Source organism: Oleiphilus sp. HI0117, from assembly GCF_001635235.1.
In genome coordinates, this window is sequence record NZ_LWGA01001490.1 from 1 (window position 1) to 311 (window position 311).

A 311-nucleotide genomic window follows, 5' to 3' on the forward strand; every position below is an offset into this window, starting at 1 on the left:
AAAGCGTTGACTTTCAGGTTGGGCGTACCGGCGTTCTCACGCCTGTTGCTCGTTTAAAGCCTGTTTTTGTCGGTGGCGTGACCGTTAGCAACGCAACCTTGCATAATATGGATGAAGTTAAGCGTTTACAAATAAGGGTAGGTGACACGGTTGTCATTCGCCGTGCCGGTGACGTAATCCCTAAAGTTGTACGATGTGTTAAAGAGCGTCGACCACCAGATAGTGTTGATATTGTCCTGCCAAAGTGCTGCCCCGTTTGTGATTCCCCTATAGAAATTGAAGAAGATGGCGTGCTCGCTCGATGTAGCGGC

1 pseudogene is annotated in these 311 nt (G+C 49.2%); it reads left to right on the forward strand.

Annotated features, from left to right (window positions below):
* Window positions 1-311 (forward strand): annotated as a pseudogene (gene ligA, locus A3757_RS24680) (NAD-dependent DNA ligase LigA); the annotation flags it as partial.